Source organism: Photobacterium lucens (genome assembly GCF_009873615.1).
Taxonomy (GTDB): Bacteria; Pseudomonadota; Gammaproteobacteria; order Enterobacterales; family Vibrionaceae; genus Photobacterium; species Photobacterium lucens.
This window is the reverse complement of sequence record NZ_SSMG01000262.1, coordinates 1-2,312: the sequence shown is the minus strand read 5'-3', so window position 1 is coordinate 2,312 and position 2,312 is coordinate 1. Positions and strand designations below refer to the sequence as shown.

Genomic DNA, 2,312 nt, shown 5'->3' with positions numbered 1-2,312 from the left:
ATATTAGAATCTATGCCTAAAAAAGACACGAGATGTTAATCCTCTACTTGCATTTAAACAAGCAGATATTGCAGCAATTAGCACGAAATAATTTTAATTTTGGATTAGATTTTCTAATGGTGAGAATTTACTGTTGATTACTGACATATTCATTCAGATACAAAAAAGCCCTGATTCTATACAGGGCTTCTATTATTAGCATTGGAAGTAATAGTCAGAATTAACTTTCAAAGTTAAAGCGGTGATGACCATGACTTGCTTTAGTCTTTAGGTAGCTTTCGTTACCGTCTTTAACATGTGCTTTAGTACCAACAACTTCCACGATGTTAATGCCGTTCTCACTAAGTTCACGGATTTTTTTCGGGTTATTGGTAACAAGGCGAATATCCGTTAAACCTAAAGCTTTAAGCATTTGGGCCGCTTCACCAAATTCACGTAAATCATCACCAAAACCTAGATGATTATTCGCTTCATAAGTATTCATACCTTCACTTTGAAGCTTATAAGCATCAATTTTGTTGTAAAGACCAATACCACGACCTTCTTGGCGAAGATAAAGAATAATACCGCCTAACTCACCCATTTTTTCGATGGTTTCATCAAGCTGCTCACCACAATCACAACGTGATGAGTGAAAAACATCGCCAGTTAAACATTCAGAATGCATACGCACTAATGGCGCAGATGTTTTATCAGCATCTTTGAAAATCACTGCAACGTGTTCTTTACCAGACTCAAGCCCATTGAACGAAAGCAAATCTGCAGGAATATTGCTTTTTAGACCAACTTTAAAAGGCACTCTCGCCCTAACATTTACCATATTCTTCCTAAGCATTTTGCTAATACTCAATCATAAGAGCTTTGATTGCTTATGATGACTATCGTCGTTGTTTCTTGTTTCGCAGATAATAGCGAAAATTATCATCTGACAACAGCACTGCGCATTCAAACAGAAAATATTACGTTATATATTCCTGAAAAAGATCACTAATACACCGTTTTTAAGATAACGAGATTGAATTAAACAATAGCCACTGCCTTTTTGTTATATTATAACATATTTAATAACCTAGCAATCAACTCAACTAATTTAGATTTGATCGGCAAGTTTCATCAACTTAGGTAAAATCACCCCGCCTGCTGCACCTAGACCATTATGCTCATACTCATTAGTGATCCACGCTTTTACAGAATTCATTGATGCCAACGTTTGACAGCTTAAGTCATATTCCACATACATATCATCAACATAAACAGCAGCTGCCACAGGTACTGTGTTATTTGCTAATTGTTCAGCGTCATAAAGTACTGGCCAATCAGTTTTTTCAGCCAAAATATCAGCTGCCGCTTTAAGTGGTTTTAAACACTCTAATTGCTCAAACATCCATGAATAAACCATTTCACCGGTGAACATAAATGGTTGACCTTTGCTGTAGTTAAACACTGGATATTCTCTACGGACTCGCTCTGCTGACCAATTAGACGCTTGATGTTGGCAATAGATTGATTCGTGCAAAATTGCATAAATAGGATTGGTTTGGTAACTCTGCTCTACAAGCATCTGTTGTAAGAAGCTATAGCTCAATGCTGGTTTTCCATTGACCTCAATAAACGCTTCATCAAGCACGTAATACATCGCCAGATCACCGCCACTACGGCCTAAATTAATTCCCCATAACTGGAATTGTTCAACAGTAAAACGCTGACCATTAGGTAAACGAACATCATTATTTAATAGGTGTTCTGCAATCTTGATACATTGCTCTTGAGCGGCAGGGAAACGTTTAAAGAAAGCAGCGTTCTTACCCGTTACACGTTTATAAGTAGCGCGATAAACCTCATCTGCATGACCTGTGATAGGTGGGAGCCCACCCGTTAGATACGCACGAGTTAACGATTGAGGGTAAAAAGACAAATAATGCAACGAGCAGAAACCACCAAAACTCTGGCCTAAAATCGACCATTGTTTAATACCCAAAGCTTCACGAATAAACTCAGCATCTCGGACAATGTTATCAGCTCGGAAATGGGTTAAATATTGGGCTTGTTGCTCTGGCGTTTTCACTGCAAATGTTTGATGTGTAATCGGTGTACTTTTACCAGTACCACGCTGATCTAACAACAATACACGATACTTGGTTAAGGCTTCTTTTAACCAACCTGAATTACCCGCAGGACGTGGAGATGGAAACCCAGGACCACCTTGAAAATAAACTAACCACGGTAAATCCGCATTCTGATTCTTTTGATGAACAACTTCACGAGCAAATACTTTAATTTTTTCACCATCAGTAACGTTATGATCTAATGGA

The 2,312-nt window shown here is 38.0% G+C and carries 2 protein-coding genes; both read right to left on the bottom strand.

Going from position 1 to position 2,312, the window contains the following annotated elements; all coding sequences use genetic code 11:
- Positions 1–220 precede the first annotated feature (220 nt).
- Complete coding sequence (locus tag E5A76_RS11145; protein ID WP_008987204.1) at positions 221–820, bottom strand: GTP cyclohydrolase II; 600 nt, start codon at positions 818–820, stop codon at positions 221–223.
- 270 nt (positions 821–1,090) lie between these two features.
- A partial coding sequence (locus E5A76_RS11140; RefSeq protein WP_161118976.1) for an alpha/beta fold hydrolase occupies positions 1,091–2,312 on the bottom strand: 1,222 nt, incomplete at its 5' end.

Coding starts and splice junctions, on each gene's coding strand:
- E5A76_RS11145 (WP_008987204.1), bottom strand. CDS start 820: ATGGTAAATGTTAGGGCGAGAGTGCCTTTTAAAGTTGGTCTAAAAAGC.